Source organism: Streptomyces sp. NPDC045955 (genome assembly GCF_056430805.1).
Genome location: NZ_JBWKKY010000005.1, coordinates 211,670 through 227,594, shown reverse-complemented (window position 1 = coordinate 227,594; position 15,925 = coordinate 211,670). Strand labels below are relative to the sequence as shown.

The following is a 15,925-nucleotide window of genomic DNA, read 5'->3' as shown; positions in this document are numbered from 1 at the left end:
GGTACGCGCCCCCGGGCCTTGCCGTGCCCGTTCGTGTGCCGCGCGCAAGCAGCCGCACCTCTACACGGCTCGTACGGACTACGCGTACCGGTAGATCCGGCTTTGGTCCTCCAACTCGGCCGGTGTGACGTCCCACGGCGGCATCCTCTGGTGCCGCGCGACGACTCGGCCGCGTTGTGCGTCCCCTCGGGCGAGCGGCTTCGCGGGGAGATAGCGGGCGCCCGGGTGCCGCCGCTGCCAGCGGAACCAGAGAAGATCCACGAAGGCGTGGTGAAACCAGAAGACGGGGTCGTTGACGGATGCGCCGCCCGTCATGTGGCCGCCGACCCAACGGTGGACCCGGTTGTGGGTGCGCCACGAAGCGGGGCCCCTCCCGGGCCCCCACCCCTCCACCTTGTTGCGGAACCCTTTGGTCGATGCGGAGTTCCACGGTGCCGTGTCGTAGACGGGATCGTTGAGGACCCCCTCCAGATCCTTGGCCGTGGGCAGCGTGATCGGATCCCGGGGACGGCCCAGGTCCCGCATGAGGAACTCCGTGTCGGTGATCCCCACCTTGATCGTCCATTTGCCGTTGCGGTGGGCGAAGGGGCCGGACATCACCTGCCGGTCGGAACGCCGCCCGGTGCCGCCGAGCAGGTCATCGGTCCACGGTACGGCCGTCCGCCTGCGGTTGCGCGTCCAGTCCCAGTACGGCAGGGTCACCGACTCGTCCACGCGGCGCAGTGCGTTCTCCAGGTCCAGCAGGAACCTGCGGTGCCAGGGCAGGAAGGAAGGTGCCATGTGGGCGGCGCGCAGGCCGCCCTCACCGTCGGGGGCGTAGAACTCGATGTGGGTGCGCACGAACTCGTCGTACTCACCGCGTCGCTTGAGCTCCAGCAGTGCGTTGACGAGCCGGCGCCGTTCGGACCGGGTGAGCGTGCTGATGTCCTTACGCGTGTACACCATGGCGATGCTCCCCCTTGGCGTCCTTGTTCCCGTTCGCCGTACGGCTGTCCTTTGTGTGACTGCTCCGCTCTCCCGGCGTGCCCAGCCGTGCGCCGGGGCCGAGTTCGTCGACGGCAGCACGCGCGGCGGCGAGCGGGGTCGCGTACGACTGGTAGTGGTCGACCATGCTCATCCAGCTGCCGTCCGCCCGGCGCATCAGATGCAACGGCCGCCCGTCCACGGTGACGTGCCACGCGCTCGGGCCGCCCTCCCCGGGCCGCCCGGCGTCGTACCTGACACCTGCGATGCGGCGTCCGCGGTACGTCTCGTCGAACCGTTCCCCGTCTCCGGCCGGTCCCGGCGCCTTCCCCTCCGATCCCGACGCCTTCGGGGTCGTTCCCGACGCCACCAGGACCGGGGCGAGAGCCACCGTGAACGCCGATGCGAACAGCCCCCACAGCACGCGGCGTCGCGCCGTGGCCCTGGCGTGGTGGACGGCGGGCGGCTTCGCGGGGTGCGCGGAGCCGGCAGCCGCGGGCGCGACCGTCGTGGGCGCCGCGGGCGCCGCGGGGCGCGCTGGTTGTGACTGCGGTGGTTTGCCGGTTCGCAATGCCTGCCTCCTCCTCGCCTTGAAAAGGCGGTTCACGTGACACACGCTCGACGGGCCGATCCCATGCGCGGTGATATCGGCGCGGGAATCTCGCTCAGCCCTGCGCCTTCAGTCCCGGAGCCAGTCGAGCGCTCTCGTGGCCGAGGGCGTTCTCGGTTCCCTTGAGGGTGCTGGGCAGGAAACCCTTGTTCTCCGTTTCGAGCGCTTCCGGCCGGTGGTTCCGCCAGCCACTGGTCAACATGCTTCCTGACCTCGGTCGCGTCTCCGGTGAGGCCGACGGCCTTGAGCGGGAATCACTTCACAGCCTTCAACGAGCCCCGGATCGAGTGGAAACCCCCGCACTCAGAAAAATGCGGCGGCCCACACCGAAGGTCACCCGAATGAGGGGCATGTCTTATCCGCCTTTCCCGTCCTCGCATTTGCGGGGGAAAGGCATGGTCCAGCCGTCAAAACACGTCGTACCGGCCCGCCGCACGGCAACTCCGGCTGGTGTTGCGCCACATGTCCGTCGACTGCGACGTCGTGACGCTCACCAACCCCGGCCCGGTCGCCGAGGGTCTGACGGCGGACCCGTCCGCCCTGCCCCGTCTGGTCCGCCTGATCCCGACACGCGAACGGACCAGGGATGGGTCGGCCTGGGGCCGGGAAAGCACTCGGGTGCCGGACGCGGTACGTCCGGCACCCGGAGCAGAGCACTACCGACGGTACGCAGCCCTGCCTCGTCGGTACAGGACCACACCGCTCGTCAGCAGCAGCGCCGCGGCCCCCGATGCCGCGATGGCCTGCTTGTCGAGGCCGGTGTCGGGGAGGTGGGGCGGCTCCCCCGGGACGGGCGGCTTCGCCGGGGGCTCGGAGTGCCGAGGCGGCTCCTTGGTCGGCGGAGTCGTGGCAGGAGGCGACGATGTGGGTGGCTTCGTCACCGGCGGCTTCGTGGACGGCGTGTCGCCGTAGCCGCTGTCGTCGCCGTAGCCGCCGTCCTTGCCGTAGCCGCTGTCGTCGCCGTAGCCACTGTCCTTCCCGTAACCGCTGTCCTTCCCGTAACCGCTGTCCTTCCCGTAACCGCTGTCCTTCCCGTAGCCACTGTCCTTCCCGTAGCCACTGTCCTTCCCGTAACCGCTGTCCTTCCCGTAGCCACTGTCCTTCCCGTAGCCACTGTCCTTCCGGTAACCGCTGTCCTTCCCGTAGCCACTGTCCTTCCCGTAGCCGGTGTCATGACCCGAGTCGGCGTCCTCACCGTAACCATCGTCATGACGCGAGCCGGCATCCTGATCACTGCCTGCATCCTCGCCGTAGCCACCGTCCTGACCGGAGCTGGTGACCTCACTGCCGGCGGCCTCACCGGAGCCGGTGGCCTCACCACTGTCGGCGGCCTCAGCGCTGCCAGTGGCCTCACCGGAACTGGCGGCCTCACCACTGTCGGCGGCCTCACCACTGCCAGTGGCCTCAACGGAGCCGGCGGCCTCACCGCTGCCGCCATCTTCGCCATAGCCACCGTCGGCCTCGGCCCCGACCTCGTCGCCGTACCCGCTGTCACTACTGGGGGCACTACTGGGAGCGCTACTGGGAGCGCTACTGGGGGCACTGTCGCCGTACCCACTGTCACTGACGGAACCGGGCACATCGACATCGACGCGGTCGGTGTTGTTGTCGAGGCCACCGGGCCCGCGGTCCTCGCTCTGGGCAGCGACGTGCGGAATGGCTGACGATCCGCGCGGGTTCGGGCCGCTGGTGAAGGAGCTCCCGACGGGCGGGGCGGTCGCGGCACTCATGTCGCTGGACTTGTCAGAGGCGCTGACGGACATGTCGGCGTGCGAGTCCGCGAACGCCGTGATGCCGTACAGGGGCAGGATGCTCGTCGCGGCGGCAGCCACGACCATTCCCCTACTCAGGTTCTTTCGCAATCTAGTCGTCTTCCTGTTCGAAGAAAAGGGGAAACCACAGGCCGGAATCGCGCGGGATTGCGTGCATCAGATCACACGCATCGCGTCAGCGATTCCTTCTCTTCTTGCGGCTGCGACCTGGGACGGCTTCTCGCCTCCCGTAGTTCCGCCTCCGCTGGATCTTCCGGCTGGTCCAGTAATGAGAACCGGTGAAGTGCCAGTATCGACAGTCCGAGCACCGGTAGATGCGGTCGGGGATTTTCTCCAACAACGGCTGCTTGATCAGCCAGAGCCTCGCCTCGGATTCGGTACGGAACGACGCTTTCCCGGTTTCCGGACAACGCGGCAGGATAATCGTATCAGTCATATTCCCTCCGAGGCGCGATGCTATTCGCATCTCTCTGGGTGTAACTGATACTGCATCGGCAGGAAACCCTCCATCAAGTAGGTGACACCCTTCCGGGCGAACAGTCATTGAATTTAATCCGAACGGCCCTGTGTGGCGACTGATGTGAATTGCACTGATCAGACGGTACTGGGGACGGCTACACCATCTGCGCCACCCAGCACGCATACGTTCGAACACGTTGGCCGAGCCCACTGGCCACGGAAAAGAAAGAGCGGCCATCGGAATGGATGGCCGCAGCCGACATGGCGCCGGCTCATCAGCGACTGTCATATCGCCGGTGACGTGACGTCACGTTGCTCAATAGCTGTGAAACGGAAAGCGTCTCTCTCTCGGCGGATCGGGATGCCACTTCATCCGCCCATAGGGAAAGACGCTTTCAGTCGGGCCCCGATCCCAAAGGGATCGACGGCAAAGGCTCTGACCGCGCCGACCAGTAGTCGAACGATCAAAGCCAGGGCCCAGAAGGACTCAGGCCATTCAGAGCGCGACCTCGACCGTGGCCGTGGCCGTGGCCGTGTTGGTGTTGGTGTTGGTGTTGGTGTTGGAGTTGTTGTTCTCGTTGACGATGATGATGTCGTCAACGCTGTCGTCGTTGTCCCCGTCCCAGCAGGAGGCGCTGGCAGCCGAGGCGGAACCCGCGAGGAGGGCCACCGCGGCGAGGGCCGACGCAGCACCCAGCTTCATGCTCTTGCGCATTTGAATCTCCATTCTGATTCTTCCCCACTGGAAGAACGGAACCGATACTGCCGCGACACCGAAGGTCACACAACTTGGAATCACCCAAGGGCAGGAAGTTCATCCATATGGCCCTGTACTACAGGTGATGGTGATTAACGAGTGCGCAGACCACATCTAGTCGGCCACCCAAGGAGCAATGACCGACGAGCCAGAGAGATAAACCGATCAGCAGCGGGCCCCGGTGGGAAGGTCCAACACCTGACAGCCGGTCCGCGCGCAACGTCGCCCCCCGTGGGCGAGGTCACGAACCTGTTGCTCCGACTCAGATCCTGCACCTGCCCTCCCGGGTATCAAAAGGGCCGACCGCCATAGGCGGTCGGCCCTAGATTCCAGGCATCCAATATTCTTAGATGCCTTCGGGAAGATGTGATCGGGCGTGCAGACCCTGCAACACTCGTGCGCTGCCCAGCCATGAGTCACCGGAGTTGTGGCACGGCACAACCCGGCTTCAGAGAGCTCAGCCCACCCCGTCACTACCCCGGAAACCGCCGAGCAGCGAAATGCGCGGCTCGATGCCGCGCATTCGCCGTAGTTTGCGGCCGCTCGAGCGGAACGCCCCTCCCTCGGCGGATGAGGTTGTCCCCTCATCCGCCCGCCAGGGAAAGACGCTTCCAGGTCGGGTCACGATCCCCAAGAGAATCGGGTGACCGCCGGACTGGAATCGAACGATCGCAAGCCGGCCCCCTAGGGCTCAGCCCCTATCAGAGACCGATGACGCCCAGGAGGGTGGGCGCGACGGCCTGCTGGGGAGCGGCGGCCGCCGGGGCCGCAGCCGCACCCGCGGCAGCCTCGTCCTCGGGAACCGTCACGGTGACGTTAGCGGTGGCGGTGGCGTCGTTGTCGTTGGTGTTCGTGTTGTCATTGTCGTTGTTGTTCTCGTTGACAATGACGATGCCCGACTCGTCGCTCACCGGCACGTCCTCGACAGCGCTGGCAGCAGAGGCGGAACCCGCGAGGAGGGCCACCGCCGCGAGGGTCCCCGCAGCACCCCGCTTCATGGTCTTGCGCATTTGATATCTCCGTTCTGTCTCTTCCCGGTTGGAAGAACGAGACAGATATTGCCTCAACGCGGAACCGGGCACCACTTGGAATGCCTGTGACTCCGGAACTTCATCCACATGGCCCTCTGGGGGCAGCTAATATGAAGTGCGAGATCCCCAGGTCATGCCTTATCCATGGCCCGACGGAGTAACGACACACCGACTGCGCAACAGAGTTGAATCACCGTTTCATTTCGAACCACCGACCGAATGCACGCTCGATGGGGAGGCCTTCGGCCGTGTTCCCGGCATCGGCCCGAGGTGCCTCGAGTTGCAACGGAATCGCCGTCGGTGAGGGCGGGTGTCCGTGGTGCTCCGACAAGGCCAAATCCCCCCGTCAGCAAGGCAGTCAGTTCCGGCTGAGTGGAGGAGGTTCGTTCTCAACTCGTCGGCCTGGGCCTGGAGGTGCCGGATGCGCTGGGCAGTAGAACGCAGAGCGCGGGTAGTCATGCGGTGCTCGCCCGACGGCGGCGGGGTGGCGGAGGCCGGCACAGCGCGTGATCCGCTGTGGTCGGCCCAGGCGGCGCAGTTCGGCACGGAGGTCATTCCGGTGCGGACAACAGCACGCGCAGCGCCTCGCGTTGCCCACGGCTTCAAGGCTGGATGACCTGCTCGGCGGCCAGGGCCTCACCAGCCGCGCAGACATGGCTCGAGCACGTCCGTCTTGCGTCTCCGTGGACCGGCATGCGCTTTGGGCGGCAGACTTCGACGACGCGTCCACCAGCACCCTCAAGGAGACGGCGAGAGCAGCGCTGTAGCTGTCGATTCCTTCGAGTGCCCGGCAACGGTTCTTCGCGGCCTGCACGAGGGCCACTGGAGATCTTCGAGGACGCGGGGTATGTGGGGCCGCGATGGCTTGCGTGGGCTGCGCTGTGCGGCGGGACGAGGTATCCCGACGGTCATAGTCCTGCGGTGCGCCCGTTGCAAGCTCGGTATGAGTGAACTGCGTCTGCCAGGAACGGCGTTGGCTGTCAATCCGACCGTCGTCGGCGGGCAGCCGGTGCTGGATCTTTGGCGAGGATCGCCGACGTCGCGCGCCACCGGTTCGGCGTCGAGTGCGTCATGGGCCGGGCTGGATCTGCTGCTGCACGGCATCGGCTGACGCGTGCAGGCCCCGTCCCGCAGGGCCACCGAGCGCGACGAGGAGAAGATCGCCACCGGAAGGACGAACAGTGGCCTGCACCAAGCGAGTGCTGGAGTTCGCGCTGGACGGCAAGAGCACCGGCCATGCCGGCTGGGAGAAGCACGATCCGACCGGGAAAACGGGCCGCTCCACGGTGCCTCTCAGCGTTCGTGGACGCCTCGCCGACGAAACCTCAACCGCCTGCCCGGGGCGGGAGGAGGGGCCGGTCGAGAGGGTGCCGCCGGACGGGTACGACAGATCGTGTACGGCAGCGAAGACGGTGCCGTGTTGTCACACTCGTGCTCTTCGGGCCGAGAGCCCTACTCACACAGCACGGCGCCAAGTCCACAGGGTGCTGAGCGAGCCCCGACCGAGACGACGCCGGGCATCCATCTGCTCGCGGGCCATGTGCGAGGTCTTGAGCTCAACTGCAGGGCGGGGCGCCGCAGACGCTGCGGCCACTGCAGGAGGGGCGACTTCGGCGGTGATGGCCTCGTTGCACGCGCGGAGTTGGACTCCGCTTCCAGATCCGTACCGATGCCGGTGCATGACCGACGATGTGCCGGCGGTGGCCGCCGTCCACCCGGACCCTGCGGATCACGGAATGGGCGGCGACCGTATCCATCAGACTGCTGCCGGCGAGGGAGTGCCGTCAGCAGTCGCCGATCTGGGTGCTCGCACCGTCGGTCTCCAGCGTGGCGCAGACCCCGGTCGTTCTGGGCAAGGTGGCGGTGAAGGTTCCTTCGACACCGGCCTCAACGGTCTTCTGGGCGCTCATACGCACACTGCCGCTGCCATCGGTGATGTGCACACTCACGGTCCGCTCCTGGTCACAGGTGACGCCGATGCTGACCGCGGTGGTCAGCTGGCTGCTGACCGTGCTGAGGTTGACGCCGCAGGGGAAGTTCTGCTGGGCAGCGGCCTGCGCGGGCGCTGCGGCGACGATCGGTGCGGAAGCCAGCAACACGGTGGCCGCCGAACGGAGCATGCGATGAGGCATTGGTTCTCCAGGGTGTCAATCGTGCCGACCGCCCTTGGGCGGCCGGCCTTTCCATCGCGGCGCCCAAATTTCCCTTAAGCGCCATTCGGGGTAGATGTGACCATGGTTCGCACGATGCCTGCAACACGGCGCGCTTCCATCTGAGGACCCCGTCCGCCAGTCGGGTGGACTGCGGTTCGCGCCCCCGCGTCCGCCTGTGCGGAAGCGTCAACTTCCGTACACTGCGTCGGTTTCGGCCACCTACGCCGCCGCCGTCACCTCGTGGAGGGGACAGCGGGCAGGACGGTCTGCGCCTGATGCGTGTCGTCTGCATACGCGCGCAGAATTCACCAGTACGTGGACTTTGGTGCGCATTCAGGGTGAAAAGTGATGATAGGGCAGTTCCGTGATGAACCGTCTGGTCATCATATGATCAGCAGCTTTAGCGAGCGGCGTCACAGGTCCCCCGAGGAAGGTTCTTCAGGATGCGAGAGAAGTTCACCGCCCGTCGGCGGATCGTCGCAGCGATCGTCGCGACGGCCGCGACCGCCGCGATCGGGTGCGGTAACGCCCTGCCCGCCCAAGCCGGTCCGGCCACCGCAAGGATTCTGGACGAGGATTCCGCCGACTCCATCGACGGCAGCTACATCGTCGTTCTCAAGGATTCCGCCGGGTTCAAGGCGAAATCGGCGGAAGGAGAACTCTTCGCATCCAAGTACGGCGCCACGGTGGAGCAGACCTACGACGCCGCACTCAATGGCTACGCGATCCGTATCGGCGCCGCCGGAGCGAGGAGTCTGGCGGAGGACCCGGCCGTCGAATTCGTCGAGCAGGACAAGAAGGTCCACCTCGACGCAACCCAGTTCAACCCGCCGTGGAACCTGGACCGGATCGACCAGGCCCGCCCTCAGCGCAGCCTGACGTACACCTACCCGGATACGGCGGGCGGTTCCGCGACCGTGTACGTGATCGACACCGGAGTGCGCATCACTCACACGGAGATCGCCGGGCGCGCCAGACACGGCTATGACTTTGTCGACCGTGATGCCAACGCCTCCGACGGCAACGGTCACGGAACGCACGTCGCCACCACGGTCGCCGGCAAGACGTACGGCGTGGCGAAACGCACCAGGATCGTGTCAGTTCGGGTGCTGAACAACAGCGGGGCCGGCACCCTCGCCAACGTCGTCGCGGGCGTCGACTGGGTCACCTCGCGCCACGTCGGGCCCGCGGTCGCCAACATGTCGCTGGGCGCCGGCGCCAGCACGGCGCTGGACACCGCGGTGAGGAACTCCATCGCCTCCGGTGTCACCTATGCGGTGGCCGCCGGCAACTCCAACGCGAATGCCGCCTACTACTCACCCGCCCGGGTGGGCTCTGCCCTCACCGTGGGAGCCAGCACCTGGATTGACGAAAGGTCCAGTTTCTCCAACTACGGTTTCATGCTCGACATGTTCGCCCCCGGCTCGTCGATCACCGCCGGCTGGCACACCAGCGACACCGCGTCGGCCACGCTCTCCGGCACGTCGATGGCGGCCCCCCATGTCGCGGGAGCCGCGGCCGTCTACCTCAGCTCGCACCCCACCGCCAGTCCGGCGACCGTGCGCGGCGCACTCGTCAACGGGGCCACGACCGGAGCCCTGAGCAACGTCGGAACCGGCTCACCCAACAGGCTCCTCAGACTCGTACCCTGACGAGCTTGTGCACGGTAGGCCCACGGCTGGGCACATTACTTGTCCGATAAACCCGTGGCCGCGAACGAGGAACGCGTTCTTCTCCGATGCGGGTTATGCCCCGGGGCGGGAGCCGTACCACCCGACTGCACACGGGCATTGACCGAAACGTGAATTGCATTCTCAGGAAGCCTCCGCCGCGAACGCGGGACCAACCAGCGCCACACGCTTTGCGTGGCCCCGCCCTACTGATGGAATTCCGCCGTCGGTCTGGCTCGGGGAGCCATGCCGACGTGGTGCCCGCACGTCGAAGGCGTGCCGTCCCCGGGCCCTGTCGCCCCCACTGCGCGGCGTCGGTGGCTGCGACCAGGCCCGTGATGGTCATCCGGACCGGCCGGCGCCGCGAAGGCGGGTTCCAACGGTCGCGCTCCACACACCGGACACCGCCGCCGCGTGGCGGCCTGGGCCGCGAGGGTACCAAGGGCCTGCTGGAGAGCCGCTTCCACGGCGTTGGGAACAAACAGCGTCCTCACACCGTCGGGTGGGACCAGCCAGTGAAGACGTCCTGAGTTCCGGTGCGGAGCGGGCGCCGTGACCCATGCCCCCTTGCCCAGGTACCGGACATCCGTGCCGACCCAGCGGCCCGCGGGATCCGGTGGCAGGAAGAAGCCCACTCTGCGGGCGACCGCATCCGCCAGTACGGGGCCGGGCGCCTGCGGAATGCGTAAGAGGGCGTCCAGGGCGAGGGCACCCAGTTCCTCCGGCACACTCAGGACATCCCAGTACCGTCCGCAGGCCAGCACCGCGACGCCGCTTTCTCCGTACCACTGCCGTTTGCAGTCGCGCTGATCGGTCGCGGCGGCGGCGAGCCACTCCGTGGCCTGCCTCCTGATGGTTCGCATGAGCATCCTCCGGGTCCATTACGAACGGCGTTTCCCCCCTTGCCACCATGGCTGGTCAGGCCCGGCTCGCTCATGATGATGGATTTCTCGATTCCGGGGAAGGGGTGGCGCACCATGGCGAATTCCCCCCTGACGTGTTCGATACCGAGCTACGCGTTCTCTGGGTTCCGAAAAACTCCCAAGAATATGAACGGGGATTCCACCGCGCTCTCGTGAGGGGCGGTCAGCCGGACATTGACGTGAGGAGACACCACTGCGCGAGCCCGGCATCATCCCGGTTCGCTTCAGTCGGTTCGCTTCAGGCGCATCGCCGTGTCGATCGCCTCCGCGAGGCGGCGTGTCTCCTCGTCCTCCCTGCGGTCCGCCAAGTCGTCGGCGTGCTCGGCGAGTTCTCCGAGCTCCGGGGCGCCCGGCAGCAAGGGCTCGTCGTGGCGCAGGGCGTCGGCGAAGTAGGCGGCCGTCGCGGTGACCTGGAAGGAGCGGTTCGCGCTGTGGACGGAGTCGTCGAGATCGTCGGACTCCAGGTCGCCGGTCTCCTCGTGCGGGTCGCGGGTGTCGGGGTCCAGCCACCGGACGGTGGCGGTGGCGAGGTGGCCCTCGGCACCGGGCCTGACGCGGACGGCGTACAGGGCGGTGACGGTGTGGCCGGGGCCGACCTCGCCGCCGTCGACGCGGTCGTCCCGGAAGTCCTCGTCGGCGACCCGGCGGTTGTCGTAGCCGACCAGGCGGAACTCCTCGACGGTCTCGGGGTCGAAGGCGACCTGGGCCTTGGCGTCGCGGGCGGTGAGGTCGATGTTGCGCGGGAGCTCCTCGCAGAACACCTTGCGGGCCTCGTCCTCGTCGGCCACGTAGACCGTGTGGCCGTCGCCCTTGTCGGCGAGGCGTTCCATCAGGGCGTCGCCGTAGTCACTGCCGACTCCGACGCCGAAGAGGGTGATGCCGTGCTCGCGGCGTTCGCCGGAGATCCGCTCCAGGATCGTGTCGGCGTCGGTGTCACCGGTGTTGGCGAGGGCGTCGGAGACGAGGACGACCCGGTTGGTCGCGCCCTCGCGCAGGCCCTCGACGGCCGTCTCGTAACCGGTCTCGACACCCGCGCCGAGGTTGGTGGAGTCGCGGGTGTCCAGCTCGGAGATGACGTCGTGGACCTCGTCGCGGTTGCCGTCGAGGCGGGTCATGGGCAGGACGGTCTCGGCCTCGTCGCTGAAGGTGACGATCGCGACCGAGTCGTCGTCGCGCAGCCGGTCCGTCATCACCGAGAGGGACTCCTGGGCGAGGTCCAGGCGGCCCGGTTCGGCCATGGAGCCCGAGACGTCGATGACGAAGGTGAGGGCCGCGGGGGGGCGTTCGCCGGTGCGTTCGGTGCCGCGGGTGGCCAGGCCCACGCGGACCAGGGACCAGTCCTCGTCGTCGGTGCGGGCGCCGTCGACGGTGACCGAGAAGCCGTCGCCGTCGGGGCGTTCGTAGTCCTGGCGGAAGCTGTTGACGAACTCCTCGGGGCGGACCGTCGACGGGTCGGGGAGCCGGCCGTCGGCCAGGGCGCGGCGGGCGTAGTCGTAGGAGGCGGTGTCGACGTCGAGGGCGAAGGTGGAGAGGTGGTCGGGCTCTTCTCGGCGGTCTTCCTGCTCGCTGGTGCCCTGACTGCGGGCGGGCGCGGGCAGACCCGAGGTGTCGCGGTCGGCGGCCTTGCTGCCCTCGCCGCTGTCGGCTCCCCCGCTGCACGCGGTGAGCAGCAGCCCGCCCGCCGCCGTGAGCGCCAGCAGCAGCCTGCGTGTCCGGTACCGCTCGTACGGCTTCATCGTCCGTGCCCCCTGGGTCCGTTGGCGTCGGCTTCTTGCGACTGTGACGGCGCAGAGGGCCGGAGCGTGCGGTACGGGGGGTTGCGGATGCGTCTCGAAGCGGCCACGGAGGCAGCCCGTCGAGACCGGTGGGTGATCCTCCGTTGACCTAGGAGACGACGTCCTTGCGGGCGAAACCGCGGAAGGCCAGGGCGAACAGCACGAGCGCGTACGTTACGGAAATCGACGTGCCCTGGATCATGTCCGTCCACTGCAACTGCGGCTGGACGGCGTCGAGCCAGGCGTACTGCCAGTGCGCGGGCAGGAAGTGCCGCCAGTCGCCGAGGGCCGTCACCTCGTCGAGGACGCTGCCGATGATGGTCAGGAACACCGCGCCGCCGACCGCGCCGAGCGGTGCGTCCGTCCGGGTCGACAGCCAGAACGCGAGGGCCGCGGTGACCAGTTGGGACACCATGATGTACACGACGACGATCAGCAGGCGCTGGGCCGCGGTGCCGGTGGGCAGGGTGCCGCCGGTGGGCAGCTCGAGCGGGCCCCAGCCGTAGGCGGCCGTGCCGACGACGAGGGCGACGATCGGGAGCAGCACCAGCGCGGCCAGGCTGAGGCTGAGTCCGACGGCGAGCTTGGACCACAGCAGCCGGGTCCGGGGCACGGGGGCCGCCAGCAGGTAGCGCAGGGACGACCAGCTGGCCTCGGAGGCGACCGTGTCGCCGCAGAACAGGGCGACGGGGATGACGAGCAGGAAGCCCGCGGCGGAGAAGAGGTTGACCGCGGCGAAGTTCGCTCCGGAGGCTGTCGCCGTGTCCATGAGGTTGACACGGTTGTTGTTGCCGCCCGGGTCGCCGCCGACCTGGAAGGCGATGAGCAGGATGAGCGGCAGGGCGAACAGGACGCCGCCCATGACCATCGTGCGGCGCCGCTTGAGCTGCCGGACCAGCTCGACGCGGAAGGGCAGGGTGCGGCCCGCGCGGTAGCCGTCGGCTACCTCGACGGGCTCGGCCCGGTCGGCGAGCTTGCTCATGCTTCGGCTCCGATCAGGGTGAGGAAGGCGTCCTCCAGGCGGCGGTGCGGGCCGACCGACCGCACGGGCACGTCCAGCCGTACGAGTTCGGCGACCAGGCGCTGCGGGGTGCCGTCGGCGTCGAGCTGGACGAGGAGGCCCTCGTCGACGGGCAGGGCCGAGGCGACGCCCGGCAGGGCGGCGACCTTCTCGACGACGGGCTCGTCCACGGGCGTGGCCGTGCCCACCAGGAGGGTGTCGCCCGAGCCGACGATGTCCTCGACCGGGCCCGCCTGGACGAGCTGCCCGTGGTCCATCACGACCAGGTGCGTGCAGGTCTGCTCGACCTCCGCGAGGAGGTGGCTGGAGACGATGACCGTGCGTCCCGCGGCGGCGTAGCGGATCATCACCTCGCGCATCTCGCGGATCTGGGGCGGATCGAGACCGTTGGTCGGTTCGTCGAGGATGAGCAGGTCCGGCATGCCGAGCATGGCCTGGGCGATGGCCAGGCGCTGACGCATGCCCTGGGAGTAGGTGCGCACCGCGCGGGCGAGCGCGTCGCCGAGGCCCGCGATCTCCAGGGCCTCCTCCATGTGTGCGTCCTCGGCCGGGCGGCCGGTGGCGCGCCAGTACAGCTCCAGGTTCTCCCGGCCGGACAGGTGCGGCAGGAAGCCCGCGCCCTCGACGAAGGCGCCGACCCGGGACAGGACCGGGGCGCCCGGGCTGATGGCGTGGCCGAAGACGCGGACCTCGCCGCCGTCCGGCTTGATCAGGCCCATCAGCATGCGCAGGGTCGTGGTCTTGCCGGCGCCGTTCGGGCCGAGCAGGCCGAGGACCTGGCCCTTCTCCACGCGGAAGGACAGGTCCTTGACGGCGTACCGGTCGGAGGACTTGGCGTACCGCTTGGTCAGGTCCGTGATCTGGAGGGGGACTTCGGCGAGTTCGGGGTCCGGCGGGGCGGGCGCGGCCGTGCGGCGGCGTCCCGTGATGATCAGCGCCAGGGCGATCGCGGCGCCGGCGAGCGGCATCCACCACACCCAGGCGGGCAGCGGGCCCTGCGCGTTGCTCCCGCCGAGCGCCGACGGGACCTTCAAGTCGCCCTTGAGGGAGACGGTGTACGTGGCCGGGGTCGCCGGGGAGGCGTAGCCGAGGTCGGTCGAGGCGAGGACCAGACGCAGCCGGTGGCCGTCGTCGACCTCGTGGTCGATCGCCGGGAGGGTGATGGTGACGTCCTTGCCGGCCTTGGCGCCCTCGACCCTGATGGGCGTGACCAGCTGGGAGGGCAGCACCGGCTGGGTACGGCCCGGGCCGACGTCGTAGACCTTGGCGAAGAGCACGGCGTCGTCGCTGGTGGACTTCACGTGGACCGTGGCCGTCGGGGAGCCGGTGATCTGGACGTCGTCCGGGAAGGGGGCCGACTCGAACGCGGCGAACTGGCCGGGGAAGTCCAGGGAGACGCCGACACCGAGCGTGGAGAGCTGGCTGAGGCCGCCCGCGCCGCCGAGGCCGGGGAGGGCGGAGACGCCGGGCGGGCTGGCGCCGGGCGGGTTGTCGAAGCTCTGCTCGCGGCCGGCCAGGGCGATGGAGCGCTGCTTGCTCTCCAGGCCGGGGTAGCGGTCGGAGGTCACGCCGGTCAGGCGAGGTTCGCCGTCGCCGGAGCCGAGGCCGAGGGTGCGGGTGACGCGGAAGGCGGGGCCGGTGTCGACGCCCTTGTCGTCCTTCAGGTAGCGGTCGAACCAGCTCTGCACACGGTCCTGGACGCGGCTCGTCTCCATGTCGCCGCCGTCGTGGCCGCCCGCGATCCAGTCGACGTCGACGGGGGCGCCGCCCGCGCGGATGGCCTTCGCCGCCTGGTCGGCCTGGCCGAGCGGGAAGAGGGAGTCGGACTGGCCCTGCATCAGCAGCGTCGGCACCTTGATGTCCTTGCCGACGGCGGAGGGTGAACGCTCGTCGAGCATCTTGCGGGCCTCGGCGTCCGGTTTGCCCGACTCTGCGACCCGCTCGTACATCCGGCACAGCGCGGGCTCGAACCGCTCGCAGCCGCCGCCGGAGTTGACGAAGATGCCGGCCCACAGCTTCTTGAACACGCCGTTCGGGAACAGCGCGTCGGCGAGGTTCCAGTACGTGATGGCCGGGGCGATGGCGTCCACCCGGGGGTCGTGTCCCGCCGTGAGCAGCGCGATGGCACCGCCGTAGGAGGCGCCGGCCATGCCCACGCGGGGGTCGCCGGGCTTGTCGAGCTCGACCTGGGGCTGCTTGGCCAGCCAGTCGATGAGCTTCGAGACGTCGGCGACCTCGCCGTCGGGGTCGTTCAGCCCGATCTTCCCGTTGGACTTGCCGAAGCCGCGCGCCGACCAGGTCAGCACCGCGTAGCCGTCTCTGGCGAGATCCTCGGCCTGCTGCCGTACGTCGTTCTTGCTGCCGCCGAAGCCGTGGCCGAGCAGGACGGCGGGGCGACGGCCGTCACCGCCGGAGGTGAAGTACGAGGTGTCGATCCGTACGCCGTTCCCCGTGTCCAGGACCCGGTCGGTGCGGTCGACCGGGGGCACCTCGTCGGACGCGACGGCCGTCCACGTCCCCGCTCCCGCGAGCACGACGACGGCGGCCCCGGCGGCGAGGAGCCTCCGGGGCCTCCGAAGCAGCCCGTTCAGTCCGGGCAGTCGAAGATCCATGCGTCAACGGTACGGGGTGAACCTGTCGATGAGTTGTCGACCGGAGACCGAAGTGCAAGGCATTCCAGGGGTGTACACGGAGTTTCGGCGTACTGCGGGTGGTGTACGGGATGGAGCTCGGGCCGTCCTTGGTGAGTGGCCGTCTGCGGGTCCGTTGTGGCTTGTCGCGCGGTTCCCCG

12 protein-coding genes and 1 pseudogene are annotated in these 15,925 nt (G+C 68.5%); 3 read left to right on the top strand and 10 right to left on the bottom strand.

Translation table 11 applies throughout. From position 1 onward, the window contains the following. Positions 1-78: 78 nt before the first annotated feature. From AC07F0_RS12565 to AC07F0_RS12555, 3 genes are all read right to left on the bottom strand, one after another. Positions 79-945, bottom strand: a complete 867-nt coding sequence (locus AC07F0_RS12565; RefSeq protein ID WP_399408683.1) for a tyrosinase family protein — start codon at positions 943-945, stop codon at positions 79-81. Then, positions 929-1,387 (bottom strand): tyrosinase family oxidase copper chaperone, encoded by a 459-nt coding sequence (locus AC07F0_RS12560; protein ID WP_478978224.1) that lies wholly within the window; start codon positions 1,385-1,387, stop codon positions 929-931. Before AC07F0_RS12560 ends, AC07F0_RS12565 begins: the two co-directional genes overlap by 17 nt. 241 nt (positions 1,388-1,628) lie before the next feature. After that, positions 1,629-1,775: a hypothetical protein gene (locus AC07F0_RS12555; RefSeq protein WP_478977710.1), complete on the bottom strand. Its 147-nt coding sequence runs from the start codon at positions 1,773-1,775 to the stop codon at positions 1,629-1,631. A 176-nt stretch (positions 1,776-1,951) separates the two neighbouring features. Here AC07F0_RS12555 and AC07F0_RS12550 point away from each other — a divergent pair. Next, positions 1,952-2,137 (top strand): annotated as a pseudogene (locus AC07F0_RS12550) (glycosyltransferase); the annotation flags it as partial. 92 nt (positions 2,138-2,229) lie between these two features. On the opposite strand, the gene AC07F0_RS12545 reads toward AC07F0_RS12550, so the two are convergent. From AC07F0_RS12545 to AC07F0_RS12535, 3 genes are all read right to left on the bottom strand, one after another. After that, on the bottom strand, positions 2,230-3,411 hold the full coding sequence (locus tag AC07F0_RS12545; RefSeq protein WP_478977707.1) for an LPXTG cell wall anchor domain-containing protein: 1,182 nt from the start codon (positions 3,409-3,411) through the stop codon (positions 2,230-2,232). Positions 3,412-4,300: 889 nt separating this feature from the next. Then, the gene (locus tag AC07F0_RS12540; RefSeq protein ID WP_478977704.1) at positions 4,301-4,519 is read right to left on the bottom strand and encodes a hypothetical protein; all 219 of its coding nucleotides are present in this window, start codon (positions 4,517-4,519) and stop codon (positions 4,301-4,303) included. 743 nt (positions 4,520-5,262) lie between these two features. Then, positions 5,263-5,571 (bottom strand): hypothetical protein, encoded by a 309-nt coding sequence (locus tag AC07F0_RS12535; protein WP_478977701.1) that lies wholly within the window; start codon positions 5,569-5,571, stop codon positions 5,263-5,265. Positions 5,572-6,535: 964 nt separating this feature from the next. Between AC07F0_RS12535 and AC07F0_RS12530 the strand changes: the two genes are divergently transcribed. Beyond that, on the top strand, positions 6,536-6,703 hold the full coding sequence (locus tag AC07F0_RS12530; RefSeq protein ID WP_478977698.1) for a hypothetical protein: 168 nt from the start codon (positions 6,536-6,538) through the stop codon (positions 6,701-6,703). A gap of 673 nt (positions 6,704-7,376) precedes the next feature. Here the strand turns inward: AC07F0_RS12530 and AC07F0_RS12525 are convergent. Further along, on the bottom strand, positions 7,377-7,724 hold the full coding sequence (locus AC07F0_RS12525) for a hypothetical protein (RefSeq protein ID WP_478977696.1): 348 nt from the start codon (positions 7,722-7,724) through the stop codon (positions 7,377-7,379). Between the two features lie 464 nt (positions 7,725-8,188). On the opposite strand from AC07F0_RS12525, the gene AC07F0_RS12520 reads away from it, so the two are divergent. Next, the gene (locus AC07F0_RS12520; protein ID WP_478977693.1) at positions 8,189-9,397 is read left to right on the top strand and encodes a S8 family peptidase; all 1,209 of its coding nucleotides are present in this window, start codon (positions 8,189-8,191) and stop codon (positions 9,395-9,397) included. 1,165 nt (positions 9,398-10,562) lie between these two features. Here the strand turns inward: AC07F0_RS12520 and AC07F0_RS12515 are convergent. The 3 genes from AC07F0_RS12515 to AC07F0_RS12505 form a co-directional block, all read right to left on the bottom strand. Continuing rightward, on the bottom strand, positions 10,563-12,074 hold the full coding sequence (locus AC07F0_RS12515; protein WP_478977690.1) for a vWA domain-containing protein: 1,512 nt from the start codon (positions 12,072-12,074) through the stop codon (positions 10,563-10,565). A gap of 148 nt (positions 12,075-12,222) precedes the next feature. Continuing rightward, the gene (locus tag AC07F0_RS12510; protein WP_478977688.1) at positions 12,223-13,095 is read right to left on the bottom strand and encodes an ABC transporter permease; all 873 of its coding nucleotides are present in this window, start codon (positions 13,093-13,095) and stop codon (positions 12,223-12,225) included. Next, positions 13,092-15,746: a CocE/NonD family hydrolase gene (locus tag AC07F0_RS12505; protein ID WP_478977685.1), complete on the bottom strand. Its 2,655-nt coding sequence runs from the start codon at positions 15,744-15,746 to the stop codon at positions 13,092-13,094. Before AC07F0_RS12505 ends, AC07F0_RS12510 begins: the two co-directional genes overlap by 4 nt. Positions 15,747-15,925 lie beyond the last annotated feature (179 nt).